Annotated in this window: 24 protein-coding genes; 15 read left to right on the forward strand and 9 right to left on the reverse strand. The window is 58.7% G+C overall.

Annotated elements, in window-relative coordinates; genetic code table 11:
- Positions 1-57 precede the first annotated feature (57 nt).
- The 4 genes from DHV10_RS23175 (at position 58) to DHV10_RS23190 (ending at position 7,444) form a co-directional block, all read left to right on the forward strand.
- Positions 58-3,762 carry a TonB-dependent receptor gene (locus DHV10_RS23175; RefSeq protein WP_109488801.1) on the forward strand — a complete coding sequence of 1,235 codons (3,705 nt, stop codon included), beginning with the start codon at positions 58-60 and terminating at the stop codon, positions 3,760-3,762.
- A 288-nt stretch (positions 3,763-4,050) separates the two neighbouring features.
- Positions 4,051-5,064 carry a putative zinc-binding metallopeptidase gene (locus DHV10_RS23180; protein ID WP_109488802.1) on the forward strand — a complete coding sequence of 338 codons (1,014 nt, stop codon included), beginning with the start codon at positions 4,051-4,053 and terminating at the stop codon, positions 5,062-5,064.
- Between the two features lie 163 nt (positions 5,065-5,227).
- A complete protein-coding gene (locus DHV10_RS23185) occupies positions 5,228-6,145 on the forward strand; it encodes a D-alanine--D-alanine ligase family protein (RefSeq protein ID WP_239461998.1) in 918 nt (305 codons plus the stop codon).
- Between the two features lie 225 nt (positions 6,146-6,370).
- A complete protein-coding gene (locus tag DHV10_RS23190; protein ID WP_109488803.1) occupies positions 6,371-7,444 on the forward strand; it encodes a type IV pilus twitching motility protein PilT in 1,074 nt (357 codons plus the stop codon).
- Between the two features lie 441 nt (positions 7,445-7,885).
- Here DHV10_RS23190 and phoU read toward each other — a convergent pair whose 3' ends face one another.
- Positions 7,886-8,557 (reverse strand): phosphate signaling complex protein PhoU, encoded by a 672-nt coding sequence (phoU, locus tag DHV10_RS23195; RefSeq protein ID WP_109488804.1) that lies wholly within the window; start codon positions 8,555-8,557, stop codon positions 7,886-7,888.
- A 175-nt stretch (positions 8,558-8,732) separates the two neighbouring features.
- Here phoU and DHV10_RS23200 point away from each other — a divergent pair, with 175 nt between their 5' ends.
- Together DHV10_RS23200 and DHV10_RS23205 are read left to right on the forward strand one after the other, a co-directional pair.
- Positions 8,733-9,356 carry a flavin reductase family protein gene (locus DHV10_RS23200; protein ID WP_109488805.1) on the forward strand — a complete coding sequence of 208 codons (624 nt, stop codon included), beginning with the start codon at positions 8,733-8,735 and terminating at the stop codon, positions 9,354-9,356.
- A gap of 88 nt (positions 9,357-9,444) precedes the next feature.
- Positions 9,445-10,056 (forward strand): YbhB/YbcL family Raf kinase inhibitor-like protein, encoded by a 612-nt coding sequence (locus DHV10_RS23205; protein ID WP_109488806.1) that lies wholly within the window; start codon positions 9,445-9,447, stop codon positions 10,054-10,056.
- A 154-nt stretch (positions 10,057-10,210) separates the two neighbouring features.
- On the opposite strand, the gene DHV10_RS23210 is transcribed toward DHV10_RS23205, so the two are convergent.
- Positions 10,211-11,461 carry an MFS transporter gene (locus DHV10_RS23210; RefSeq protein WP_239461999.1) on the reverse strand — a complete coding sequence of 417 codons (1,251 nt, stop codon included), beginning with the start codon at positions 11,459-11,461 and terminating at the stop codon, positions 10,211-10,213.
- 229 nt (positions 11,462-11,690) lie between these two features.
- Here DHV10_RS23210 and DHV10_RS23215 point away from each other — a divergent pair, with 229 nt between their 5' ends.
- Complete coding sequence (locus DHV10_RS23215; protein ID WP_109488807.1) at positions 11,691-12,263, forward strand: YceI family protein; 573 nt, start codon at positions 11,691-11,693, stop codon at positions 12,261-12,263.
- Positions 12,264-12,348: 85 nt separating this feature from the next.
- Positions 12,349-12,864: a MarR family winged helix-turn-helix transcriptional regulator gene (locus tag DHV10_RS23220; protein ID WP_109488808.1), complete on the forward strand. Its 516-nt coding sequence runs from the start codon at positions 12,349-12,351 to the stop codon at positions 12,862-12,864.
- A 154-nt stretch (positions 12,865-13,018) separates the two neighbouring features.
- Here the strand turns inward: DHV10_RS23220 and DHV10_RS23225 are convergent, their stop codons facing one another.
- The 3 genes from DHV10_RS23225 to DHV10_RS23235 all read right to left on the reverse strand — a co-directional run bounded on the left by DHV10_RS23225 (position 13,019) and on the right by DHV10_RS23235 (position 15,593).
- Positions 13,019-13,765, reverse strand: coding sequence for a response regulator transcription factor (locus DHV10_RS23225; protein ID WP_109488809.1), 747 nt, complete (start codon positions 13,763-13,765; stop codon positions 13,019-13,021).
- A 34-nt stretch (positions 13,766-13,799) separates the two neighbouring features.
- A complete protein-coding gene (locus DHV10_RS23230; protein WP_109488810.1) occupies positions 13,800-14,213 on the reverse strand; it encodes a PilZ domain-containing protein in 414 nt (137 codons plus the stop codon).
- A 117-nt stretch (positions 14,214-14,330) separates the two neighbouring features.
- On the reverse strand, positions 14,331-15,593 hold the full coding sequence (locus DHV10_RS23235; protein ID WP_109488904.1) for an ATP-grasp domain-containing protein: 1,263 nt from the start codon (positions 15,591-15,593) through the stop codon (positions 14,331-14,333).
- Positions 15,594-16,336: 743 nt separating this feature from the next.
- Here DHV10_RS23235 and DHV10_RS23240 point away from each other — a divergent pair.
- Both DHV10_RS23240 and DHV10_RS23245 read left to right on the forward strand, forming a co-directional pair.
- On the forward strand, positions 16,337-17,155 hold the full coding sequence (locus DHV10_RS23240; protein ID WP_109488811.1) for a hypothetical protein: 819 nt from the start codon (positions 16,337-16,339) through the stop codon (positions 17,153-17,155).
- Between the two features lie 345 nt (positions 17,156-17,500).
- Positions 17,501-18,019 carry a hypothetical protein gene (locus tag DHV10_RS23245; protein ID WP_109488812.1) on the forward strand — a complete coding sequence of 173 codons (519 nt, stop codon included), beginning with the start codon at positions 17,501-17,503 and terminating at the stop codon, positions 18,017-18,019.
- Between the two features lie 84 nt (positions 18,020-18,103).
- On the opposite strand, the gene DHV10_RS23250 is transcribed toward DHV10_RS23245, so the two are convergent.
- Both DHV10_RS23250 and DHV10_RS27875 read right to left on the reverse strand, forming a co-directional pair.
- Positions 18,104-19,093 carry an aldo/keto reductase gene (locus DHV10_RS23250; protein ID WP_109488813.1) on the reverse strand — a complete coding sequence of 330 codons (990 nt, stop codon included), beginning with the start codon at positions 19,091-19,093 and terminating at the stop codon, positions 18,104-18,106.
- A gap of 107 nt (positions 19,094-19,200) precedes the next feature.
- Positions 19,201-19,614 (reverse strand): DUF6321 domain-containing protein, encoded by a 414-nt coding sequence (locus DHV10_RS27875; RefSeq protein WP_239462000.1) that lies wholly within the window; start codon positions 19,612-19,614, stop codon positions 19,201-19,203.
- A 104-nt stretch (positions 19,615-19,718) separates the two neighbouring features.
- On the opposite strand from DHV10_RS27875, the gene DHV10_RS23260 reads away from it, so the two are divergent.
- The 5 genes from DHV10_RS23260 to DHV10_RS27365 all read left to right on the forward strand — a co-directional run bounded on the left by DHV10_RS23260 (position 19,719) and on the right by DHV10_RS27365 (position 21,186).
- Complete coding sequence (locus tag DHV10_RS23260; RefSeq protein ID WP_162601819.1) at positions 19,719-19,922, forward strand: hypothetical protein; 204 nt, start codon at positions 19,719-19,721, stop codon at positions 19,920-19,922.
- Positions 19,923-19,924: 2 nt separating this feature from the next.
- Positions 19,925-20,101 (forward strand): hypothetical protein, encoded by a 177-nt coding sequence (locus tag DHV10_RS27350; RefSeq protein WP_162601820.1) that lies wholly within the window; start codon positions 19,925-19,927, stop codon positions 20,099-20,101.
- A gap of 93 nt (positions 20,102-20,194) precedes the next feature.
- Positions 20,195-20,362 carry a hypothetical protein gene (locus DHV10_RS27355; protein ID WP_162601821.1) on the forward strand — a complete coding sequence of 56 codons (168 nt, stop codon included), beginning with the start codon at positions 20,195-20,197 and terminating at the stop codon, positions 20,360-20,362.
- A 282-nt stretch (positions 20,363-20,644) separates the two neighbouring features.
- Entirely contained in the window at positions 20,645-20,782 is a 138-nt protein-coding gene (locus DHV10_RS27360; protein WP_162601822.1) for a hypothetical protein, read from the forward strand.
- Positions 20,783-21,009: 227 nt separating this feature from the next.
- Positions 21,010-21,186, forward strand: coding sequence for a hypothetical protein (locus DHV10_RS27365; protein ID WP_162601823.1), 177 nt, complete (start codon positions 21,010-21,012; stop codon positions 21,184-21,186).
- Between the two features lie 81 nt (positions 21,187-21,267).
- On the opposite strand, the gene DHV10_RS23265 is transcribed toward DHV10_RS27365, so the two are convergent.
- A complete protein-coding gene (locus DHV10_RS23265) occupies positions 21,268-23,322 on the reverse strand; it encodes an AI-2E family transporter (RefSeq protein WP_109488815.1) in 2,055 nt (684 codons plus the stop codon).
- 236 nt (positions 23,323-23,558) lie between these two features.
- Positions 23,559-24,530: a VTT domain-containing protein gene (locus DHV10_RS23270; RefSeq protein WP_109488816.1), complete on the reverse strand. Its 972-nt coding sequence runs from the start codon at positions 24,528-24,530 to the stop codon at positions 23,559-23,561.
- Positions 24,531-24,649: the final 119 nt, after the last annotated feature.

Consider the following 24,649-nt stretch of genomic DNA (forward strand, 5'->3'; position numbering starts at 1 on the left):
CCAAACCTTGGAAGTTGTTTTGGCGTTGAGAATCCTCATTGCCAGACAGGAGAGCGTATGAGAAAAGCAGTCCTTAGGGCGGTAATGCCAATCGCGCTACTCTGCTTCGGTCTGTTCCTCGTTAACTCGGCCAGAGCACAAGCAGTTTATGGATCAATCTTCGGTACCGTCACGGATGCCACCGGCGCAGTGATTCCGAACGCGCTGATAACGGTGAATAACGTCGCGAAAGGCACAACGGTGACGGTTACATCAAATGCCTCCGGCGACTACTCGGTGCCTCACTTGATCCCCGACGTCTATGACCTTGTAGCCACCGCTACTGGGTTCAAAAAATTCGAGACCAAGGGTATTCGGGTGCTGGCGGATACCGCACCGCGCATCGATCCAACACTTGAGGTGGGAGCAGAGACCTCTTCGGTAACAGTCAGCGCAGAACAGCAAGCTCTGCTAAAAACAGATCGCGCCGATGTTGCGACAGTTCTCAACCAGCAGCAAATCTCGAGCCTTCCGGTGGGCGATCAAAATTTCACCAACCTGCAACTGCTTCTGCCGGGCGCGCAGCCTCTTGGCTGGTCCCATGCCGCAAACGAGAATCCGCAGGGCTCGAAGCAAATCATGGTGAACGGTCAGGCGTTCGCCGGTACCGGATTCGAGCTTGATGGCACGGACAATCAGGATCCAATCCTGGGGATCATCGTCATCAACCCCACAATGGACATGGTTACCCAGACGAAGATCACGACGCAGAACTTCGACGCGGAATTCGGCAAAGCGGTATCTGCTGTTGTCACGGCTCAGACCCGCTCCGGGACGAACGAATTCCACGGCAGTGCATATGATTTCCGGACGAGCAACGCGAACCTCGCGCGAGATCCCTTCAGCCAGTATTCGAACGAGTGGGCTAGAGCTCATGGACTTCCGAATTCGATCCCTCCAGGACTCAAGAATCGATTCGGAGGCACGATCGGGGGACCCATCCTTCGCGAGAAAGCGTTCTTCTTCTTCAATTACGAAGGGCAACGGCAAAAGGTAGGCACTGCCGCCTCAGACACATTGCCCACGCGCCTGCTTACTGAAACCGCACTGGGCAAACAGATCGGACCTGGCATCAGTGGGACCAACACTGTCAAGGGCGCCGACTTCAGCGAATATGCCAAGCAGTTTGGTGCCAACGGAATTATCTATGACACCTCTGGTCCTACTCCTGTTCCTTTCCCGGACAATGTGGTCCCGCTCGCTCGACTTTCTGCCCCCGCGCTCAAACTCATCGGAATGCTCGAGCCGTATACCACCGGCATCACTTTGGGAGGTGCCGGACTCCAGAATGGCCTGGACTACAACTACAGCACGGGCGGCACTGGCGTGTTCAACAGCAATCAATGGACAGTGCGCGGCGATTACAACATCAATCCGGAGATGCACGCTTTCGGACGCTTCTCGCGGTTCACAGACATCCTCACTGGAAAAGTGATGTTTGGTGATGCGGGCGGCCCCGGGTTCGGCATCAACAACTACGGGGGTACATCCAAGGGCGCGAACGACAGTCTCGCGTCCGGCATGGATATCGCAATCAACCCGAAACTGCTTACGGATTTCCGCCTGGCTTATTACCGGTACAACATCCGTACTTCGAAGTACGACCAAAATGTGAAGTTCGCCGAGCAGCTGGGCATTCCCGGGATGAATACTGCGAACCAATTCACCTGGGGAGCGCCCGAGTTCCAAATCAACGGAGTTCCGGGAGCGAAAGGGAATGACGCCACTGGTGGAAGTTCAGGATTTCTCTACGGTGGCGGCCTTGGCATCAATCGCTGCAACTGCCCGCTGACCGAGCGCGAGGATCAATACCAGATCGTCAATAATTGGACCAAAATGCTTGGCAGCCACTCGTTGAAGTTTGGAGCTGATTTGCGATACGCGCGAAACCTCCGCGTACCTTCGGATACTAACCGGACTGGCGTGATCTCTTTCTCAAGCAACGCGACATCTAAGCCGGGGAATACGGCAGGTGCGGGTGGTCTTGGAATCGCCTCATTCATGCTGGGAATGCCGACTTATTACGGCCGGTACGTGTCCACCTCCACAAACGCCAAGGAATTCCAGAAGCGAACCTTCTTCTACGGTCAGGACACGTGGCGCGCAACCCACAACCTGACGCTCAACCTCGGATTACGTTGGGAGATTTATTTCCCAGAGGTTGTTAATGCGAAGAGCAATGGCTCACTTCTGAATCTTGAGGATGGCTATCTACACATCGCCGGTGTCGGTCAAAACGCGACCAACATGGGCTGGAAGGGGAATAAGAAAAATCTGGCGCCTCGCGTCGGTCTGACATACCAGCTCGGTCCCAAGACAGTTCTTCGGGCAGGGTACGGGCGAAGTTTCGACATCGGCATCTTCGGGTCGATCTTCGGGCACGTGGTCACGCAGAATCTACCCGTTCTTGCAAACCAGAACATCAATCAGGCGTCGACCACATCCAGGGTCTTCGATCTTGCATTAGGACCCCCGGCGCCAACTCCGGTAACTGTACCCTCAAATGGCCTCTTGCCAAATCCTGGCTCTTTGGTTCAATCGAGGGCTCGTCCAAATCCGCTCAGGTTCCCGACCATCGATGCCTGGAACCTCGCGATTCAGCATGCGGTGACCAACTCACTGACCCTAACCGCCGCATACGTCGGAAACAAGGGTACTCATAACCTTGGCGATGGAAGTGGTAATGCGGGCAATCCGAATTCCGCTGCAATCACCTTGCCTGGAGCGCTCAGCACGACGGGCAAGACATTGCACTGGGACCCAAGCGTGACAGGATCCACGCCTTCGGCGAACGGGGGAACCGGAGTTTACAACCTGTTGCGACGTTACTACGGGTCGTCCCTGGCGGCTTGTCGGGATAGTAACTACGCAACTCCTTCGGGAGTTCTTGCCGGCCAATGCGGATGGACGAACGACATTACCTACTACTCACTCGATGCAAACACCAACTTCAATGCTCTGCAGGTGACACTTGATCAGCAAGTGTGGAAGGGGCTTGCCTACTCCGCGAACTATCAACGGGCAAGTGCATTTGCGGACAACAGCAACGGCGGCTACTACACGTGGAATAAGCGGGTTGAGCATGGTCGCGACAGCAACGTACGCCTCCAGCAGCTTACGTGGTACGGCAGCTACGACCTCCCATTCGGGCGAGGCAAGCAATTCGGCGCCGGGATGAACAAAGCAGCTGACCTGCTGATTGGCGGCTACCAATTGAGCAGCACGTGGAATTGGGCCGGCGGCTTGCCCTTCACATTAGGCTACAGCGAGGCCTCCACTAACGTGCCCGGCAGTGCGCCAAGCTATCCAAGCTATGCAGGGTCCGGGAAAATGAAAACCAAGCTGACGGGGTTCAATGTAACGGGTGGCACCGGAAACCGCCAGTTCTACACCCAGCAGACAAAGAACCTGCTCAATGATCCGGGAACCGGGGTTTTCAAGAACCCGGGCCTGGATACGATCGGCAACGTTGGCCGAAACACCTATTTCGGACCGCGCTTCTTCACCGCTTCTATGGCGTTGAGCAAGGCCTTCCCAATCTGGGAGCGGGTCTCGACAAAGTTCCGCGTCGACGCATTTAACGTGTTCAACCACATCAACCCTGGGAATCCCAGCGGCAACATCGAATCGAATGGCACGATCGGCGGCGAGGCCAATGGCTGCTTCCCCAGCGGAGCCTGCGGGCCTCGACAACTTGAACTCTCTCTTCGCGTAGACTTTTAAAGCCGAAGAGACGGCAGGTCCACTAGGAGAATCCGGCGTCGGCTCCGGATTCTCCTTCCTGCCGACTAACCAAAGCCCCACTACATCCCTCACCCGAAACCTTCTGCACACCGTCTTCCTTCCCAGCGCCCCACCACCTCCAGTTCCTTCGACCTCGCCATGGCCCACCTCGGCTAGTTTCCAACCTCGACAGCTCGATTTCACCTCCGAAGTAACTACCTATCCAGCTAAGAGCTAAAGGCTGAGAGCTAACAGCTGGGGCTCCCTGTGCTACCCTTCTGACCAATTGTGGCTAATTTCGAAAAAGCGCCCGTCGAGGTCCAGGAGATCCTATCCAAGCCCATTCAGCAGCTCGGTCTGAAGCTGGAGGGCTCCCCCCTCGAGCGCTTCGTCCAGCAGCTCTACCAGGAACTCGAAGCCAAGGGCCTGAACAAATTCCGTCCCAAGTGCTACCTCACCGATGAGTGGGGCTGCCCCAACATGGAGCCCGTCATCGGCATCCCCTTCTACCTCGCCGATCCCAAGCTCCAGCGCCTCGAGTCCGCCATGAACGACATCGAAGACGCGCGCCAGATCATGATGTACCTCCGCCACGAAGCCGGCCACGCCTTCAACTACGCCTACGAGCTCTTCAAGACCGAAGAATGGCGCGCCTGCTTCGGCCCGTTCCGCCGTCCCTATCGCGACAACTACAAGCCCGTTCCCTTCTCGCGCCAGTTCGTCCGCCACATGGAAGGCTGGTATGCGCAGAAACATCCCGACGAAGACTTCGCCGAAACCTTCGCTGTCTGGCTGACGCCGCGTTCCAACTGGCGTCAGCGCTACAAGGGCTGGGGCGCGATGAAGAAGCTTCTCTACATGGATCGCATCGGCCGCAAATTCCGCGACACCGATCCCACCGTCGCGCACGGTGACACCGACATCACGGTCGATGAAATGTCCGTCACCGTGGGCGAGTTTTACGAGCGCGCGCTCGATCAGCAGCTCTCGCCCGGCGATCTTCCGCTCGACACCGATCTCCGCGACATCTTCAACGTCTCGCGCCGCCGCAGAAAAAACGTCCGGCCCGCCGCCGATCTGCTTCGCGAAAATCGCAAGACCCTCATCGACAAGGTGAATTACTGGACAGGCGTCCAGCGTCCCCTTGTGAAAAAACTGGTTGAAACCATCGAAGCGAAAGTCAGTGAACTCAACCTGCGCGCCGACATAAAATGTGAAAGAGAATACCTGACTGAAATCACCGCCTACGCAACAGCGCTGGCGATGAACTACATCACTCGAGGCAAATTCATCCAGCCTTGATTGACGGCTAACGATGAACGAGAAAGATGTTGAGGCAACATGGCAAACCTGAAGATCACGATCCTGCACGATGTATGGGAAGAGGGCCCGCCTGAGCCGGAGCCGGAGCCAGTCAAAGCGCCGCGCGGCAAAAACGGCAAGCGCCCCAAAAGAAAAAGACCCAATGCACGATCGGGAAGAAATCTTCGAGGCCCTCACCAAGCTGGGCCACGAGCCTTCCTACTACGTCCTCGACGGCAGGAATCAAACCCTTGTCGCTCTCGCAAAATGCGGCGCCGACCTCATCGTCAATCTCACTGAGTCCTACGCCGGCGACGACAAGATGGACAAGAACATCGCCGCCTACCTCGAACTCATCCACATCCCCTACACCGGCGGCGGTCCTCACGCCCTCCTTCTCGCTCAAGACAAGTCCATCGCGAAAAAGATCTTCGACTTCCACAAAATCAAAACACCCGACTTCGCCACCTCCTACAAAGGCCGCACCGATCACTCCCACGACATCGAATTCCCGCTCATCGTAAAGCCCGTCTCCGAAGACGGCTCCATCGGCATCGACAACGGCTCCGTCGTCGACAGTGTGAAAGAACTGATGGAGCGCATCCACTACATCCACGAAGAATTCGACAGCCCCGCGCTCATCGAGGAGTACATCGAAGGCCGCGAAATCTACGCATCCATCCTCGGCAACGACAACCCCGAAGTTCTCCCTCTCATTGAACTCGATCTCTCCAAACTTCCCAAGGGAACTCCGCGTATCGCCGGCCAGGACGTCAAATTCGATCACGACACCGAAGCCTACAAGGTCACGAAGTCCGCTCCCGTCGAAGACCTCGATGAAGAGATCGCCAAAAAACTGCGCGACACCGCGCTCGCAGCCTACCGCGCACTCAAGCTCCGCGACTACGGCCGCATCGACATGCGCCTGAACAAAAAAGGCGAAGTCTACGTCATCGAAGCGAACCCCAACCCGTGGCTCTCCAGCCAGGCCGAATTCGCCATGGCCGCCAAAAAAGCCGGCTACTCCTACACCGACCTCATCGACAAGATCATCGAGCTCGCCCGCGCCCGCTCCATCTAGCTGGAAGGATGTCGGGCGTCCACTCGCCGCGACGAAGCCGGGTGCCCCAGGTCCGTGTGTTCGGACCTGGGAAACGACGAACCCTTTCCCGCAATCGTAGAACAACTCTTGAGATTTCCCGGGGTGCTCAACTACGCTCCCCTCGGGCGGGAAACGACAATGCCCGACCGCGGCGCCGCCCATCGATTACCATGAGTATTCCTGCAAGCGACGCCCCATCGACCCATGACCGAACTCGCCAACCACTCCCTCGACGCTCTGCTCTCCATCGCCATGCAGGCCAACGCGTCGGACATCATCCTCGTTGCCGGCGCTCCCGCCAACTTCCGCGTCCTCGGATCCCTGCGCGCCGATCTCGGCCCACCTCTCACCGAAGCCGAAATCCAGAGCATTCTCCTGCCCCTGCTCACGCCAACCCAGATGCAGCAGCTGCAAGCCCTCAAGTGTCTCGACCTCTGCCTGGTCAACGAAGGCGTCGGTCGCATCCGCGCCAATCTTCACTACCAGCGTGGAACCCTCGCCGCAGCCATCCGACTCCTGCCTGCCGAGATCCCCACCTTCAAATCGCTCAACTTGCCCGATCAGATCGCCACGCTCGCCGAGCGCCGCCAGGGACTCATTCTTCTCACCGGCGCCACCGGCTGCGGCAAATCATCCACGATGGCCGCGCTCGTCAACCAGATCAACGGCAGCCGCCAGGATCACATCATCACCATCGAAGATCCAGTTGAGTTCGAGCATCCCAATCGCCAGTCTCTGGTGGAGCAGATCGAGCTCGGCATGGACACCAACAGCTTCGCCGAGGCCGTTCGCTCTGTCCTCCGTCAGGATCCCGACGTCATCCTCATCGGCGAAGTGCGCGACGGCGAAACCATGGCCGCTGCCATGACCGCCGCCGAAACCGGCCACCTCGTCCTCACCTCGATGCACACCAACGACGCAGCCCAGAGCATCGGCCGCATCCTCGACATCTTTCCTTCAAATTTCCAGGGACAGGTTCGCCGCCAGCTTTCGCTCGCGCTTCTCGCTGTAATTCATCAGAGGCTCTTGCCCGCAGCCAACGGTGTCGATCGCTATCCGGCGGTCGAAATCCTCATCGCTACGAGCGGCATCCGCAACCTCATCCGCCGCGGCGACGATCACCAGCTTCGGGCAGTCATTGAAACTGGGCGCTCAGAAGGAATGTTGACCATCGAGCAGTCGCTGGCAGAGTTGGTCCGCCTTGGCCGCATTACTGCTGAAACGGCGCTTGCGAACTGCAATCATCCTGAGGATCTGCGCCGCCACATGGGCGTTTAGACATCCAGCCGTAAGCAGCGTTCAGAATCTCCCGCGCCGGATAATTCGCAGCCGTCGAGCGATCCAGTCCCTCATGCTCCGCGATCCGCTCGCGCAGGTATTCCATCAGTTCAACCTTCGCAGGAATCATGGGCCCGGGTTCGTTCTGCAGAGTTCTCAGGGCCTCGCGAAAAACCTCGAGAAGCGGACGGTACTGGTGTCCCATGGTTGAGCTGTCCTTGATCGGCTGGGGTTTTGGATTGATGAATTCATCATGCCAAACCCCGCCCCGATGGAACATACCCACTTGGTGGTAACGTTTCCAACCGTTCCCGTAACCCGCCATCAGGGATTCCGGAAATGAACGCTCTGGCTTCCACGAAACCCGTTCTCTGTTCGGGTCAAACCCATAGGAGGGCCAGTCAGTGTTCCCTAGTTCCTAGTCCCTAGTCCCTGCTGTCTTCAGTCCATCGACAAGCTCAGCTGATGCCTTACATCCGCCCCTCGAATCCAGAAGATGACATCAGTCGCGATATTAGCCGCATGGTCCGCAATCCGCTCCAGGCTCCGCGAAACCATCATCCCGTTCATCGCCTGCTGCGTATACTGCGGCTTGTCCTGGATCAGCTTGAGTAGATCAGCCTGCGCCGCCCGATTCATGCGATCGATCTCGTCATCCATCTCGCGCACAGAATCGGCAATCCGCGCGTCGCCTTCCAGCAGCGACAGAATCGCCGTCCGGATCATCCGGCCCGCGCATTCGCCCATCGCCGAGTAGTCCACCGGAAGCTCATAATCTTCCGTCTTCATGATGTCCCGAGTGCGGCGCGCAATGCCCAGCGACTGGTCCCCAATCCGCTCCAGGTCGCCATTGATCTTGATCACGGCCAGAATGAACCGCAGATCGATGGCCATCGGCTGCTCCTTGGCAAGCAACTCGTACGCCATCTCATCCAGCTCCCGCTGCGCCGTGTTGATGGCCGTCTCGTTCTGCTTTACATAGAGGCAAAGCGTCTGGTCGCGCTGCAGGTAGGCGTCAATCGCACTATCCACCCCCTGCTGGGCCAGTGCGGCCATCGCCAGGAGTTTGTCCTTCAATTCGGCCAGCTGCTGCTGAAAGTGAATACGAGGCAAAGCGGTCCCTTCCCTGCTATTGATTGTGCATCAACCTGTGTTACGGTACGACGAATTTCCCCTGAGGCATCTCATTCGGAACGGCTTGCAGCATCGACAGGCCAGGCAGTTCCAGCCGGCCCGCATCCTGTCAGTGCCTTAGCCTATCAAATAAGGACATCCCTGCGAGGTAAGAATGCTCTCCATCGACCCCTCCCGGCACCAGCCCCGCGACATCTACAAACTCATGACCGGCATAATCGTTCCCCGCCCGGTCGCGTTGGTCTCCACGCTAGACCTCGACGGCAACGCCAATTTGGCCCCCTTCAGCTTCTTCGCCGGCGTCGGATCCGCTCCTCCCACCGTCCTCTTTTGCCCCGCGCTCCGCGCTGCCGAAGAACGAGACCCAATTGGCCGCAAAGACACCCTCCGCAACGTCGAAGCCACCCGCGAGTTCGTCATCAACGTCGTCAGCGCAGAAATCTCCGCCCAGGCAAACGCCACCGCCGCCGAAGTCGCCCCCGAGATCGACGAGTTCCAGCTCTCCGGCCTTACCCCGATAGCCAGCGAAATCGTCAAAGCTCCGCGGGTTGCTGAATCCCCCGCGCAGATGGAGTGCCGCCTCCTTCAGGTCATCTACACCGGAGACAAGCCCGCTAGCGGAGTCATTGTCCTCGGCGAAATCGTTCGCTTCCACGTGCGGGAGGACCTCTTCGACGACTTCCGCATCGACCCCGCCGGCCTCGACGCGGTCGGCCGCATGGCCGGCAACACCTGGGCCAGAACCCACGATCGCATCGACCTTATCCGGCCAAAGTAGCGTCACTTCCCGTGTTTGCGAACAGCGCTATACTTGTGCCGGACTCGGCCAGTAGCCGCCATCTGCACGAGAGGAAGGGTTGGCTCCCATGCACATCTACGAACCGATTCTCCCGTTCCGACACCTTCATGTGTCTTCAGGATTGCTTCTCCGCATCCTGCTGCTGCTCGCGCTGCTCTTCGCGGTTCCGTTCCTGGCAAGCTGCCGCCATCACGACCAGGCCGTTGCAGCAACTTCAGGAGCAGCGCTGACGCTATCGAGCGAGCCCTTGAAAGGCGGCACGGTTCCCAGGGAATTCACCTGCGACGGAGAAGATAAATCTCCTCCTCTGACGTGGACCGCTCCGCCCGCAGGCACGAAGAGCCTCGCGCTCACCGTCACCGATCCCGACGCGCCCGGCGGCACCTTCACGCATTGGGTGCTCTTCAACCTCCCCGCAAATACCATCGGTCTGCCCGAAGGCGTTCCGAAGCAGGGCCAGCTCGCCCACGGTGGCCGCCAGGGCAACAACGACTTCGCCAAAGTAGGCTACGGCGGCCCTTGCCCTCCCGTCGGGCAGACACACCGTTACATCTTCACCCTCTACGCCCTCGACTCCGTAATCGACATCCCCGCCGGCGCCCCTCGCGACCACGTCGAACCCGCCCTGCAAAGCCACGTGCTCTCCAAAGGCGAGTTAACCGCGCGGTACGGCAGGTAAACCTCTGCTAGGTGGTAGCTGTTTGAGCCCGGTCATGCCAATTGATATGCAGCAAGCCGGCACAATCGAAAGGTGTCATGTTGAGCGGAGCGCAGCGGAGTCGAAACATCTGCGGTTGCTTTTCCTGACTAATCACACCAGGACAACGCCATACTCACTCCGCCCCCATATCCCTGCCCTTCACCTCATGCCCTAGTGAGGCCAGCAGCGCCAACGACAACGCAACGATGATCACTGTAACCGCTAGCACATTCGGATAGCTCCCCCACCTCTCCGCCGCCAGCGCCTGCGCCTTCGCATTCCATGAAGTAACCAGCCCGCCAAGCTGATACGCAAGCCCCGGAGCCGTCGCCCGCACCGGCGCCGGAGTCAGCTCCGCGAGATACGCTGGCACCACTCCCCACGCGCCCTGCACCATGAACTGCATCACCACTGCCCCAATCGCAAGCGTGAGCGCCGTATGCCCATACGCCCACGCCGGAATCGCAACCAGCGACAACAACGCCGCCGCAATAATCGCCCGCTTGCGTCCCCAGCGCTCTGATAGTGTTCCGAATACAAACCCGCCGGCGATCTGCGCAAACCCATAGATCACCCCGATCGTCCCCACAAGCCGCGGCGATATCTTCATCTGCACCTCGAGAAACGTGGGATACACATCCTGCGTCCCATGTGAAAACGACATGAACGCCGTCATCAGCAGCACCAGAAACAGAAACGTCGGCACAAACGACTTCAGCATTCCTATCTTCCGCGAGAACGACTCCCTCTCCGGATTTGCCCGCCGCTTGTGTTCCGACGCCAGCCACACCGGCGACTCCTTCACCCTCGCCTGCACGTAGAAAACAAGTAGCGCCGGCGACGCTCCCAGAATGAACAACCCTCTCCATCCCAGCGCATGGAAAAACAGCGCAAACGCAGCCGACGCAAGAATCGACCCGAATGCGTACCCCTCCTGCAGAATCCCCGAGAAGGTCCCGCGCCCCTCCGTCGGCAGCGTCTCAAAAGCCAGCGCCGCGCCTACGCCCCACTCTCCCCCCATCGCCACTCCAAACAGCGCGCGCAGCACCAGCAGCATGCTCAACGACGGCGCGAAAGCACATGCCAGCTCAATCACCGAGAAGCTCAGGATGTTGAACATCAGCACTGGCCGCCGCCCGTAACGGTCCGCCAGCACGCCGAACAGCAATGCCCCCACGGGCCTGAAAGCCTGCGTCAGAAACACCGCGCTCAGCACATCCGACGGCTTCGCGTGAAAATCAGACGAAATCGCCTTCACACAGAAGATCAGTAGAAAGAAATCGAGACTATCGAGAGTCCACCCCAGAAACGCAGCCACAAAGGTGTGCCGTTGCGCCGGGCTGAGCCGCCTGAAGTCGTGGACGAAGGACATGAGCCGGAGCATATCAGACCGTCACTTCTCCATTGACAGCCCCCCAGGCGATCAGGAAACATTTGTTGAAACGAATATTCCCCGTCCCGCGTCAATTAGGAACACGCACCTTCCGGCTTCCCGGCGCCTCCCCATCGGGGCCGCGCCCTTCTTCGGTATGCGCCTGCACGCCGCAGAATGCAACATCGGCAATCATCAACTGCCGGCGCTTCGTCGCTCGGCTTCTGAAAGGACACGGCAAATGAAGCGATTCGTGTTGGCACTCGGCATCCTCGCTGCAATCCTCCCCGCCTCAGCCCAGACCTCTACCTGGACACCCGACAAAGCACACAGCGAGGTGGACTTCTCCATCCTCCACATGAGCCTCTCCAAGGTTCACGGACGCTTCGGCATTGCCGACGGCCAGATCGTCTGGAACGAAGCAGATGTCACTAAGTCCACCGTGAAGATGACCATCGACGTCGCGTCCGTCGACACCGGCGTAGCCCCGCGCGACAACGACCTGAAAAGCCCCAACCTCTTCGACACCGCACAGTTCCCCACCGCCACCTTCGTCAGCACCAGCGTGGCCAAGGCCGATAAAGGCCTCACCGTGCAAGGCAATCTGACCCTTCACGGCGTAACCAAGCCCGTCACCCTCGCCGTCGAAGGCCCCACCGGCCCCGCGCAGGGCATGGGCGGTAAGATGCACGCCGGCTTCTCCGCCACCACCACCATCAGCCGCAACGCCTTCGGCATCGGAACCAAGTACCCCACTGCCGTCATCGGCGACGACGTGCAGCTGAGCATCGACCTCGACGTAATGAAACAATAGAAGTGTTGCGGCTCGCGCCCGGTTTTCGTACCCGGTGTTCGTATCCGGTGCGCGGGCCCGCACTTCTCTCACGGGAGCGGATTAAATGTCGGCGGCATTGAAGCAGGAAATCGCACAGCAGCGCCCCTTCGCGAGCGTCGAAGAGGAAGCCTTGCTGAACGTGATGAGGACTTCAGACTGCCTCCAGCGCGCCTTCGTGCGCCGCACCCGCCACTGGGGCATCACTCCCACGCAGTACAACGTCCTTCGCATCCTGCGCGGCGCTCAGCCGCAGGGGCTCACCTGCTCTGAAGTCGGCGAGCGCATGATCACCGCTGTTCCGGACATCACGCGACTTCTCGCGCGCATGAAAGCCCAGAAGTTCATCCGTCAGCAGCGCGATAAGAAAGACCGCCGCGTCGTTTGGACTCAGATCAGCGCAACCGGCCTCGAACTGCTCAGCAAGGTCGATCCAGAAATCACCCAGATCCCCGGCGAACTGCTCGGACACCTCGACCGCAAAGAACTCGACGAATTCATCCGCCTCCTCGAGCTCGCCCGCAAAAACTGCATCGACACGCAAACTCCCGTCAGCTGCGACGGGGACATCTGCGAAACGTAGCGCGTCGGGGTGCCCCAGAGCCTGCCCTGAGCTTGTCGAAGGGTCTCCCTCTTTTGGAGACCTGGGAAACCACAAACCTCACCAGAGCTTCTCCCCAAAAAAATTTCGGCGCTGCCCATAGGCAGCGCCGACTCACTTGAAACCCAATCTCGTCTTACCGTCCGACGATCTTCTGCGCCACAACCACCTCATCCGCATCGGACTTGATGATCTTGTTGTGCAGGCAATACAGCGCCAGCTCGAGCCGGTCCGAAACTCCCAGCTTGTCGTAAATCTTCCGCAGGTAGTTCTTGATCACCTGCTCGGTCGTGCCAAGCTGGAATGCAATCTCCTTGTTGCGCTTGCCCTGCGTAATGCAGGTGATGATCGCGGTTTCCTTCGGCGATAGCCTCGGCTGTGTCCGCGGGCTCACCAGCGCCGCCGCTTGCGCGCGATACGCTTCGATCACCCAGTTAACCGCCTGGTTATCGATCCAGGTCTCGCCGGTAGCGATGCGCCGCACGCAGCGCACCAGTAGGTCGGGCGAGATCGAGCGTGAAATGATGCCGCGAACTCCGCGGCGATAAAGCTCCACCGTCTGCGCTTCATCGCTTCCCAGTGCCTGAACGATCAGTTTCACATCGGGGGCAACACGAAGAAGGTCGGGGATGGCATTCGGCTGTCCGGTAAGAAGCCCGCCCTCAAGCAGAACAACGTCGGCGGAGTGACGTTCGAGAGCCGAACGTAGACTCTCAAGCGAGTCAGCCTGCGCAACTACGCGCACGTCATCTTCAAGCGCGAAGATCTTGCGGATTCCGACGCGGTAGATCGCCTGAGAGTCCGCCAGAATGATGCGGACTGTTCCCGGCTTTACTGGTGCGTCCAGAATTTCGCCGTCGTTTGTTTCGTCAAGAATTTCCATAAAGTGGCCGCTACAGCCGTCGCTTCAGGCCGCTTTACTGCTCCACAAAATGATACTCATCGATCGTGGCAGCAGCCTGATAATGACTTTGGCTTAAGGAGCAGCGTACCACACGTCCTCTGCAGTGAACTAACACATCCTGGGGAGTGCCCAGCACACTTCCGGGCATCCTCAAATGGAAGTCAAGTTCCTGTCCCACATCGATCGGACCGCTCAGTTCAAGCAGCACTCCGTTCGCTGAAACGTTGCGCGTCACTGCCGGTGCTTCGTGCGTTTTGTCCTCAGACAATTCGACAGGCAGGGAAAGCGGAAAGCGAACGGCACAGCGAACTTCTTTCAGGAAGTTAGCGTGTCCTGTTTTCTCCTGCTCCTCGGAGGGCGTCGTCTTTGATATCTCCATCATGCGATTTCCTTTTCCGCTTTTTCTACCACTGCTGAATGTATACATCTTTACTGGCAAAACCCAGAGCACGAAAGTTTAAAAGTGGTAATCGGATAGGTAACTCTGCCGAGGGGGCCGGCATCGAAGACCGAACAGGCAAAACCAGCAACTTACGCTCCGCCATCATACATAAAAAGCCGCCGAACCACCCACCCACTCCTGATTTTTGTTGTGGTCCACTCCCATCATCTTCCCGCGCCCCAGTCGGACCAGCGAAATCGCCGGCGTTAGCTCGCCCCCATCCGGCCACAAATACAGTATCCGGATCTCCGCCTGGGTCCGTCCAAACGGCGTCTCAATCGTTGGCTCGAAGTGCATCCGTTCCTGCAGGATATAGTTCTTCCTCTCTTCCTGGGTGATCGCCTCCAGCCGCGCACGCGTAGGCGAAAACTCGATGCCCTTCCCCGCAAACGAGAAAAGCGGCTTCAGCAGCAGACTCTCGTATCCCCGCTCCGCCTCGGAGCCAGTCCCCAAATCCACCCCGCGCGACCTCAGAAAGTCCTCGCCCGGCCCGGCCAGAAACCCATCCAAAAAGCACGCCGGCGGCACCTCCGGGAAACCTCTCGACTGTGACAGAAACGGGATCGAATATTTACTAATAAGGAAATACCAGTTCGGATGCCCCGCCCACTCAACCTCCCACTCCTGCGCTAGATCGAACGGCAACTCGATTCCCCTTGAAATCAGCTCGTCCGCAATCGCTCGGTTGTAGATTCGCTCGATCGGGATCCGCTTCCCCGCCGCGTCGCGATAGAAGAGCTTGTTCCCCTGCGGCTCAAGCGAACTGATGTCCACGACCGAGATACCCAGCCGGCGCCGGGTCAGCTCGAAATCCGGGAAAGTCTTCTGATGCAGCGGATCGACCTCCGTCAGCACAACGTGCTCCGGGTCACGGTCGCCCAAAACTGTCCGTCGCAGAAGATCCCAGTACGTCTCTTCGCTCAGCCCTCCCAGATAGACCTTCAGCGACTCCGGCAGCCCGAACACTTTACGGTACGCAGCGCAGAGCTCCACCTGGTACGCGAACACGGACGGAAACGCCTGAATCTCCACCAGCCTCGGAGCCAGTTCCCCCGTCGAGTTCCGGATAAGGGCGAAATCCGCCGTCAGAAAGTGTGGATGCGCCGTCTGGCCCGCTACGTCGAATCCGGCCGGGATCGCCCGCCCCGCTCCAGCAAGATATTCGGCGTCCTCCATCAGCTGCTTCGCCATCGCACCGCCCAGACCCGCCATCTCGTCGAGCATCGCCTTCGGCACAAAAATCGGCGTCTCCGCCACGCGGAACTGCACCGGCCCTCCGCAGTGCTCGGCCAGCAGCCCCAGCAGTCGGCCGTACGCCTCCGGCACGTACTTTTCATTAAATTGGCTACGAAATTTGGGGATCAAGCTAGGGCACCTCGGGCGGTCACCGCCCTCCAGTTCAGGTTGGTGAGAATTGTACCCAAGTTCCACCATCCTCAGCCGCAGGTGGTAACGTGACGTTCTGGCCACCGTTTCATGGGTTTTCCCATATAGCGGTATAAGTAAACGATATCTCAACTTTTTTTGGAGTAACTTCAGTACTTTTGTTGTACCGGGCATCCCCTTTTCAGTTAGTGTTGCTGCAGGTTTCTGTTTCCAGTTGAGGAATATCCGAATGCGCCCATGGTTGAAAGTTTCATGCGTGGCTCTTGGTTCGGCTTTTGCTGTCTCCGCGTTGACCGCGGCTGCAGCGCCTACCACGCGTCCTGTTCCAAACTCAATGATTCCAGGGATTCCCAGCCCTAAGCCGATCCCAGCGAATCCGGGCACCTCGTTCATTCCCGGCATCCCGAGCCCCAAGCCGATTCCGGCCAGCCCGAGCACGAGCTTCATCCCGGGTATCCCGAGCCCGAAGCCGATTCCGGCAAATCCGAGCTCAAGCTTCATTCCGGGTATCCCGAGCCCGAAGCCGATTCCGGCAAATCCGGACTCAAGCTTCATCCCGGGTATCCCAAGCCCAAAACCAATTCCGGCAAATCCTTCGCAGTCCTGATTGCTGGTTGGGTTCGAAGTTGGTGACCAACGTTTAGTTTTCAAACGTGAACGACACCAGGGACTGTTAACCTGAAGCTGATCCTCTGTCGATGCTGCGTCGATAAAGGCAGACGATGACCCTGGACACCAAGCTCGAATACCTCACTCTAACTGTTCAGGCGATGGTCATTGGCCTGCTGATCTTCAGAAAGTTCTACAAAAAACTTCCCCTCTTCTTTTCCTACCTCATATGGCTCCTGTTGTTGACCGGAGCCACTCTTGCTCTCACCGGGCACTACTCTGACGACGCGCTCCAGAAAGTCTTTGTCATTGCCGACATTATCGATGGGGCATTCATGTTCTGTGTCCTCGTTGAATTGTCCATGTCGGTGCTGAGCCCGATTCGCTCGTCCCTGCCTTCCTGGAGCGTCTTCGCCGTCTTTGTCATTCTCGCCGTCGCCTTTGCGATCATCTGGCCTTTTGCCAAACCGCCCGGCCTCGCAACCCTCACTCCCGCCAGTAGACTCCAGGTCCACTTCGATACAGCGATGGCAGTGCTTCCCATCGTCTTCTTCCTCGCGCTTGCAGGATGCAGCCAATGGCTCTCGCTGAGCTGGCGCGATCGCGAACTGCAAATCGGCACCGGTCTCGGCATCTTCGCGCTCGCAAGTCTCTCTACGACCTTCTTCAAAATGCACGTAGGCGCTGCCACCGACGACGCCCGAAATACCTATCATCTGTTCGATCAGATACAGGCCGGCAGTTATATCGTTGCGATGCTCTACTGGTTGGTCAGCTTCGCTCAAAAGGTCCGGGAACGCCGCGAATTCACCCCCCAGATGGAGAACTTCCTCCTCGCTCTCGCCGGAACCGCCCGCACCACCCGGGTGGGCATGCGCGATTCCCGCGACTTCACCAGGCGCAACTCCCGCGATTTCACCAAAAAAGACTGAGAATAACCCCTCCCGGTTTCCCACAGGCGTGGGAGCGCCGCAGTCCCTCTCCCAAACCTCTCTTCCCGTTCCCGCCAAACCGCAATTTTTTCAACCTCTTACGCCCGACCTCAGAGTGGCACGCCGACACTCGAAAGTGTCATTTACTCTGGACGATAGTTACTCTAAGTTACTCATGTGACCATAAAAACGGATTACCACGGTTGGGACAAAATGGCGGGACATGGCAGAAATCCGTCCACAAATCGTGTTTTTTCTGTTAGAAGTGGAAGAACCAGTCAGAACACGTCCGGTCAAGGACGGAAGTACATCAGTGTTACCAAAGACCGGGTCAGGGGCTACTAAATGATCTTCCCGCTGCTTGAAGTAAGTGTTGTTGTCTTGGTTGCTGCGTATCTAGGCTACTGGCGGCTCAATGCTCGTCGCCGTCAGGCCGAAACCTGGGAGTCGCTCATGGCGAAGCTCAGGCCGGACTGGAGCGCGCGCGAACTGAGCGATCAGTTCCTCTGGAAAGAGGGCCTGACCTCCACCCCTGAAGACACCTGGACGCGCATGCACGGACCCCACGGCCTCTGGGCGATGTATCAGAACGCCCGGGTCATGCTTGAGATGGCCGACTTTGCCGGCCGCAACTGCGAAAACGTCGATCGCGTGCTCATCGCAACCCTCCGCAGTGACGCAATGCAGATCAGGCTCTGCGTCCTCATGGCTCTCGCGCAGTATGCATTCACGCAGGCCAGCGAAGGTGTCCGCGTCAATGCCTTCCGCGCCGCCTCTATGTACACGGGCATGGCAGCAAGAATGACCCAGCTCCTGCAGGAAAGCGCTGCGGTCATGGTTCCCGACTTCGTCGCTGCGATGTAACTCTCGCATTCTCCCAATGCAAAAGCCCCGGCCGATTGGCTGGGGCTTTCGCTTTTCCGCCGAACTCGCAACCGCGAATCCGTATCACGCCGGATTCTCCGCCAGGAACTGGTTGATCCGCTGGTACTCGTCTTCCGAGATGCGGAAGTGCAGCGCTGGTGCAATTCCCTCCACCTGCTCCGCGCTCCGCCCTCCCACAATCGCAGCCGTCACCGCGGGATGGTGCAGCGTCCACGCCACCGCCACCACGCCCGGCTCGACATTGTGCGTCCGGCCGATCTCCCTGAGCACCTCGACCAGCCGCAGATTCCGCGACAGCCGCGGCTCATTGAACTCCGGTGCCCGTCTCCGCCAGTCGTCCTGAGGCATCGACGCCACTCGCTCGCGCGTCATCTTCCCCGTCAGCATGCCCGACAGCATCGGCGAATAATTGATCACTCCGATATTGTTCTCCTTCGCAAACGGCAGGATCTCCTCTTCAATCGCCCGCCGCAGCATCGAGTAAGGCGGCTGCAGACTCGTGATCGGCGCGATCTTCTGCGCCCGCTTCATCTGCTCGACATTGAAGTTTGAAACTCCGATGTATCGAATCTTCCCTTGCTCTTTGAACTTCGCCAGCGCGGTCCAGCCCTCTTCAATCTCAGCCTCTGGATTTGGCCAGTGAATCTGGTACAGGTCGATCGTCTCCACGTTCAGTCGCCGCAGCGATGCATTCAGCTCCTCTTCCAGCGACTTTGCCTTCAGCGATCGATAAATGCTGCGATCCTCATGCCAACGCATGGAGCACTTCGTAAACACATACGGCTTATGGCTGCTGCCCTTCAACGCCTTGGCGACTACCTCTTCTGAGTGCCCCAATCCGTAAATGGCCGCGGTATCGATCCAGTTCACGCCGAGATCCAGCGCCCGGCGAATCGCATTGACAGAGTCGTTGTCGTCCTGCGGGCCCCAGGCAAACTCCCAGTTCCCTCCGCCGATCGCCCAGGCTCCAAAGCCGACGGGCGTAAGGTGAAGGTCCGAGTTACCTAGTTGACGCAGATCAGGCTTGGCGGTCGTAGCAGTCGTAGTGGTCATGGCACTCCCTTGGATGGAACCGAAGCGCGCACGGTTTCATAAAGGCAGCCAAACTGCCGAACGAAACAAGTAAGGTTCAGCGAATGCGCTTCAGAAAAGCAGTCCCCTCACACGCCCTTCGCCCGGTGATATCGCTCCAGCAGCTTCTTTCCCTTGGCTGCCAGCTTACGGGCATCCGCAAGTGTCTTCGGCACCGGCTCTCCCCACGCATGGGCCGAGAGAGCAAGCCGCGTCGGTTCCCCGTCCCGTTGCATCGGCCCGCGCGGATGAGCAAAGTGTCGCCGCAGAAAAGATCCCTTCCTACGCATCTTCTCCGGAGTATCCGCCGGACCCTTCACTCCGGGCCGTAGGTGTGACCCCTCTTTGCGGGCAAATGCCTTGCGGCCCTCGGCGGTCAGACCGCCGTTCGGATCCTTCTCGGCACCATGCCTTAAGGCCTTGCGCTTCGTAACAGCGCCAGTCCGGGTTTTAGCAGTTGTCTTGGAACGGCCTCGAGCGGTAGCTGTTTTACGAGTTGGCATTTCGAAATAGATGCCGCCCTGACACGCGTACCCCAAAACGACCTGTATGAGTGATGTAAATCACTTTACACAGGCGAAATGCATGGCAGTATCAAGTTCGTCCCATGAAACCAGCCTCCCCCTCTCCCTTGGATCAGCTCGCTGCCCTGCGCGCCAGCCTCTCTCACTTCGAGTCAACGGCTGATATCGGCGACTCGGCATCCGTGGCGGCGATCCGCAACCACCTCGAGCTCCGCATCCGCCACGCAGAGAGTGCGCTGCGTTTTCCGCCTCGTGCGATGCTCTCCCCTCGTCTTGAGGCGAAGTAGAAATGCCGTACTCCCAGGAAGAAGATCGGCCAGCAGATCCGCTCCCTCAGGACCTTCTGGGCATGTTGCGCGCAACCCTCAGAAAGCTCGAAACCCAGGGTTACCAGACGCCCCGCATGCTCGACCTCAAACGCGTTATCAAAGAAAAGATCGCCGATTTGGAACAGAGAAATACCTGAATCTCATTCTGGGATCTGCACGATTAATTTTCCTTCAAGCTGGCCACTCTTTCCGCTCGCTTGGAGTCCAATGTTGAGTTGTTGAGGTAGGCAATGGTAGTTCTCACATCCGTATTCGTTGCAGAAATCAAAGGCCCCCGCGCAATCCCCGAACTCCTCGAAGACGAGTTCCTTCTCGCCGACGACAAGAGCGCCCTGCAGGACGTCCGCGAGCTGGTCAGCATGTACGAAGGCAAAAACCGCATCGAGCCCATCGACTAACCCCAACAGCTCTAGTCTTCTAGTCCTCTGGCCCAAGCCCCTCGTCCCTCACAACTACTCACTAGTCGCTAGTCCCTAGTCCCTCGTCCCTAGTCCCTCGTCCCTAGTCCCTAGTCGCTAGTCCCTCGTCCCCCCGCCCCAAACTAATTTCCCCATTCTCTGCATCTTTCCCCGCCCCTCCGTGTTCCAATCAGCAGGAGTTTAGAGCAAGGCTTAAAGCAATAAAGCTGGACTTACAGAAGAAGGGTTAAAACTATGTTGATCGTGACAACGATTTATTCGATGGAATTAGACACTGCGAAGAAGCTCAACGCACAGGAACCCGCCGAGCAGAACATCGAACCCAAGGTTCCCATGGACGACCGCGAATTCCTCGGCATCTATCAGGGCACAAAGGGAAACGGCCATAACGAGAACTAGAACGGCCCCGGCGCGATGACGGCCTTCGCATCGCACCCTTGCCCGCGCACAAGAACTTGAACGGATGATTCCCGCGCTCGTTGCGAAAACGCAACGAGCGCTCCGGGCCCCCTGCTGGAAAATTTCTATGTGCGTGCATCTTCTTCTCACGCTAAGGGGTCAAATGAGGTAAAGGTTTGTTGGTAGTTCGCAGTGGGCCGCGCGACGCAAGAGAAAGAGGTCCGTACATGCTTACAATTACGACTATTTATTTCGCAGATCTCGAGGCAGTAAGGGATCCCCTGACCAACAAGATCATAAAAAACGAAGTCGACGACCTCGACGGTGCCGACCGCAAAATCGTAGTCGTCTACGCCGGCAGCGCCAGCGATCACAACTCCGGCGTTAAAGACCAGGACCAGTAGCCGGCCAGTATTCGACTAGTAGTCGATCTTCACAACTCGCACTGCCGCCTCGCCAATCACCAAACACGGCAAGACCGATTCCTACGCAGCCGTATCCTTTGGCGCGGCCACCAGCTGAGGGCTCGCATCCAGCGGCTCCGGCACTGCGGGCCGATCACCCGCCAGCGACATTGCTTGAGCTACCGCATCGGCGAGCGAAGTTGAAATATGAAGCTCCTCGCTTCGTGTAATCATGTGCGCCGCCCTCGTCGGATCGTCCGTCAGATTCCAGATGCCTGCTACGATTCTGAAATTGCCATTCCACCCTTCCTTCTCCGTTGCATTCGCTCGCAGAGGGTTCTCTCGCACCTCATCGCCAGTACCGCTGCGCAGGCTGCGATAGAGCCGGTTTGCCCGCGCCATTGCCACCGGCGGCATCCCCGAAAAGAAGACGATCGCAGGCCTCTGTTTTGCCACTGCCTCAACCGTCTCGTGAATCGCGCGCACCGGCAGCGAGACCGCATTTACCCCGCTCAGGTTCAGCACCTGCGTCAGCATCGTCGCAACCAGGGAGTCGGCCCCGTCGCGCACCGGCACCACCACGGCCACCGTACGATTCGAGTCCCCATGATCGGAAGCGTGCGACCGTTGTGTCTGCCCCGTTGATGCCAACGCAACTCTATCCACCCGTCTCGCTTGATCCTCGGCGATCCTCCCACCCTCGTCGTCTGCCGTATTCACAGACGCATTTTGGCCACTCTCACTGGCAGCCTGTTCTTCCGTAGCCCGAAATCCCAGCTCCTCCACCAGCTCGCCCGTCGTGTTCCGAATGAACGCCATCGTCGAGTCGTCCAGATCGCCCTGCTGTCGATCTTTCTCGACAAGCGTTAGAGCCGGAATCACAATCGAGTCGTACACCGTCACCAGGGGCTCGCTGCTCAACATTTTGAAAAGAAGATTCGATGCCTCGCGCTCATCATGTGCCAGAAGCCGCTGATAAAAACACGTGTACGGCGGAATCGCCGGCTGGTCACCCAGCAGCACAGTGAGAAACTCGAGCGACGGAACGTGGCTGCCCATCACCACCAGGCACACCGTCAGCGGCACTGACAGCACAAGCCCCACCGGTCCCCAGATCAGCGTCCAGAACGCCGCCGCGATCAGCACCGCCAGCGACGACAGTCCCGTGTGCCGTCCATAAATATGCGGCTCCGCGTAATTCGCCGTCACCACTTCCAAAACAAAGAACAGCGCAAGGATCAGGACGGTGTGCTCCCATCCATGAAAGACAGCAACCGACAGGAACGTCGGAGTCAGCGCCGCCACCGGAGCTCCGATGTAGGGAACGAAGCGGCACAACGTGGCGAGCGCCCCGAACAAAAGCGCATGCGGCAGTCCAATGAAGTACAGCGCCACGCAAACAACCGTTCCGTAAACCAGATTCACAGCCAGTTGGAGCAGAAAGTAGCGCGAGATGCGCTGCGAGGCATCGCGCATCGCCTGTGTCATCAGCGATAGATTGCGATCGCCCGACAACCGTATGAGCCGGTTGCGCAGGTCCTCCCTCTGCAACAAGACGAAAAACGTGAAGACGACCGCGAGGAACACCGTTGTGAGCGGCTCCACAATCCCGCCCAGCTGGTCCAGACGACCCGTCGGCCGGCCCACCTCGCGCACCTGCAGCGGATGTTCAGGTGTCGTTCCGATCGGCTTCTCTTGAACCTTCTTCGGCGATTGCAGAGCAGCAGTAGCCGTCGCGTTCATGATGCCGAGTTCATTCGACAGCTTCTCCAGTTCGTGCTGCACGTGCCCGATCGCAGAATTGCTCGGCCGGTGTAGCGCCTCAAACTTGGCAGTGATGTTGTCGCGATAGGTCGGCAGGTCATCCGCAATCGCGACGATCTGCGTAAAGATCGTCCACGCCGCCACCAGCAGCAGCGCCGAAAACCCAAAGATAACGATCAGGGCCGCAGCCGGCCGGGGCAGGCGCAGGCGCTCCAGTTGCGCCACCACCGGCGCCAGCAGAAACGCAAACAGTACGGCAATCCCCAGCGGCAGCAACAGAACCTTGGCCAGAAACAAGACCGCAACAGCAAGTACGGCAACAGTCAGAAACCAGAGCTGCGTCAAAAGTCGTGCGGTTGGTGAACCGTTCATGCGGGGCTCCCGGGGTGGCGCAACTGCTTCTAAATAGGATGCGCAAAAACAAGGGAGCAGGGGTAGGAAGGAGATAGTAAGCCGGCGTAAGCCCGGCCACTCGAGACTCACAACACACTGACGGCTGAAAGCTGAGAGCTGAGAGCTGACGACTGACAACTGGCTACTGGCTACTGGCTACTGGCTACTGGCTACTGGCTACTGGCTACTAACTACTGGCTACTGCCGGCCAGCAACTAGCCTACCTTCGAAACCGGCACCACGTTCTGCACCGGAGGTACCTCATCCAGCGGGAAGCCCAGCCTCTTCCACTCGTCGAAGCCGCCTCGCAGCGGACGCACCCGTTCGATGCCCAGTTTGTGCAGCGTCATCGCAGTTTTGGCCGCCGTCGCCTCACTGGGGCAAGTGCAGAACAACACGACATCCCGATCCCGCGGAATCTCCAGATGCCGCGCGGTAAGCGCATCCGGCGAGAAGTGCATTGCGCTCGGCAGCGTGTAAGGCTCGGCAAGGAGCTCCAGCGGATGCCGCAGATCCACGATGTACACCAGTTCCCCGGCGTCCAGCTGCGCCTTCAGTTCCTGCGGCTCCAGCCGCGACTGCACCAGCTTGCGCAGAACCATCCGCCGCCGGTAGAGACGCCACGTAAACCACCCGGCAATCGCCAGCAGCACCAGCGCGCCCGAAAAACGTCCTGCCCAGTCCAGCAGGCTTGGATCGCGTTTCAGCGCGTCTCCGAAGATCCGCCCAGCCCCCAGCAGCGCCGAGAGCCACAGAAACGCCCCAATCCCGTCGAAAAGCAGAAACGTCGGCAGGCTCATGCCGTTCTCGCCCGCCACCGGTGCGGCCAGCGTAGCCAGCCCCGGAACAAACTTCGCGAAGACAAGCATCAGGCTGCGATTGCGCGAAAACGAGTCTTGTGTCCGCCGCACGCAGATGGTCGGCTCCATAGACAGCTTGCAGAGGATACGCAGCACGTGATGCCCGTACCGCCGGCCGATGATGAACCATGTGGTGTCTGCAACCAGGCACGCCGCCAGACCCGCGCCCAGCGCTGCTCCAAAACTCAGCTGATGATCCGCAGACAGCCCTCCCGCGGTCAGCAGCACCGGTGTCGCCGGCAGCGGAATCCCGAACTGCTCCACCAGCACCCATCCGAACAGCAATAGATACCCGTACGTCAGAAGGATGTGTTCAGGCAGCGGCATAGCAATTTCCGAGAGAGCAGGGATTCGCTCGCGGCGGGAAGCCCCTCCGGAGACATTCAGTGTATCCGATGATCCAGAGCTCAATCGGTTGCGGAATCTTGGGCCGGAGCGCTCGCTAG

This window comes from Occallatibacter savannae (assembly GCF_003131205.1).
Classification (GTDB): Bacteria; Acidobacteriota; Terriglobia; order Terriglobales; family Acidobacteriaceae; genus Telmatobacter; species Telmatobacter savannae.

Excerpts from the sequence above, each read along its gene's own strand:
- DHV10_RS27365 (WP_162601823.1), top strand. The coding sequence starts at position 21,010 with ATGCTTACAATTACGACTATTTATTTCGCAGATCTCGAGGCAGTAAGG.
- DHV10_RS23200 (WP_109488805.1), top strand. The coding sequence starts at position 8,733 with ATGCTCTCCATCGACCCCTCCCGGCACCAGCCCCGCGACATCTACAAA.
- DHV10_RS23210 (WP_239461999.1), bottom strand. The coding sequence starts at position 11,461 with ATGCTCCGGCTCATGTCCTTCGTCCACGACTTCAGGCGGCTCAGCCCG.
- DHV10_RS23220 (WP_109488808.1), top strand. The coding sequence starts at position 12,349 with ATGTCGGCGGCATTGAAGCAGGAAATCGCACAGCAGCGCCCCTTCGCG.
- DHV10_RS27360 (WP_162601822.1), top strand. The coding sequence starts at position 20,645 with ATGGAATTAGACACTGCGAAGAAGCTCAACGCACAGGAACCCGCCGAG.
- DHV10_RS27350 (WP_162601820.1), top strand. The coding sequence starts at position 19,925 with ATGCCGTACTCCCAGGAAGAAGATCGGCCAGCAGATCCGCTCCCTCAG.
- DHV10_RS27355 (WP_162601821.1), top strand. The coding sequence starts at position 20,195 with ATGGTAGTTCTCACATCCGTATTCGTTGCAGAAATCAAAGGCCCCCGC.
- DHV10_RS23240 (WP_109488811.1), top strand. The coding sequence starts at position 16,337 with ATGACCCTGGACACCAAGCTCGAATACCTCACTCTAACTGTTCAGGCG.
- DHV10_RS23225 (WP_109488809.1), bottom strand. The coding sequence starts at position 13,765 with ATGGAAATTCTTGACGAAACAAACGACGGCGAAATTCTGGACGCACCA.
- DHV10_RS23260 (WP_162601819.1), top strand. The coding sequence starts at position 19,719 with ATGAAACCAGCCTCCCCCTCTCCCTTGGATCAGCTCGCTGCCCTGCGC.
- DHV10_RS23215 (WP_109488807.1), top strand. The coding sequence starts at position 11,691 with ATGAAGCGATTCGTGTTGGCACTCGGCATCCTCGCTGCAATCCTCCCC.
- DHV10_RS23175 (WP_109488801.1), top strand. The coding sequence starts at position 58 with ATGAGAAAAGCAGTCCTTAGGGCGGTAATGCCAATCGCGCTACTCTGC.
- DHV10_RS23270 (WP_109488816.1), bottom strand. The coding sequence starts at position 24,530 with ATGCCGCTGCCTGAACACATCCTTCTGACGTACGGGTATCTATTGCTG.
- DHV10_RS23245 (WP_109488812.1), top strand. The coding sequence starts at position 17,501 with ATGATCTTCCCGCTGCTTGAAGTAAGTGTTGTTGTCTTGGTTGCTGCG.
- DHV10_RS23230 (WP_109488810.1), bottom strand. The coding sequence starts at position 14,213 with ATGTATACATTCAGCAGTGGTAGAAAAAGCGGAAAAGGAAATCGCATG.
- DHV10_RS23250 (WP_109488813.1), bottom strand. The coding sequence starts at position 19,093 with ATGACCACTACGACTGCTACGACCGCCAAGCCTGATCTGCGTCAACTA.
- DHV10_RS27875 (WP_239462000.1), bottom strand. The coding sequence starts at position 19,614 with ATGCCAACTCGTAAAACAGCTACCGCTCGAGGCCGTTCCAAGACAACT.
- DHV10_RS23190 (WP_109488803.1), top strand. The coding sequence starts at position 6,371 with ATGACCGAACTCGCCAACCACTCCCTCGACGCTCTGCTCTCCATCGCC.
- DHV10_RS23185 (WP_239461998.1), top strand. The coding sequence starts at position 5,228 with ATGCACGATCGGGAAGAAATCTTCGAGGCCCTCACCAAGCTGGGCCAC.
- DHV10_RS23205 (WP_109488806.1), top strand. The coding sequence starts at position 9,445 with ATGCACATCTACGAACCGATTCTCCCGTTCCGACACCTTCATGTGTCT.
- DHV10_RS23265 (WP_109488815.1), bottom strand. The coding sequence starts at position 23,322 with ATGAACGGTTCACCAACCGCACGACTTTTGACGCAGCTCTGGTTTCTG.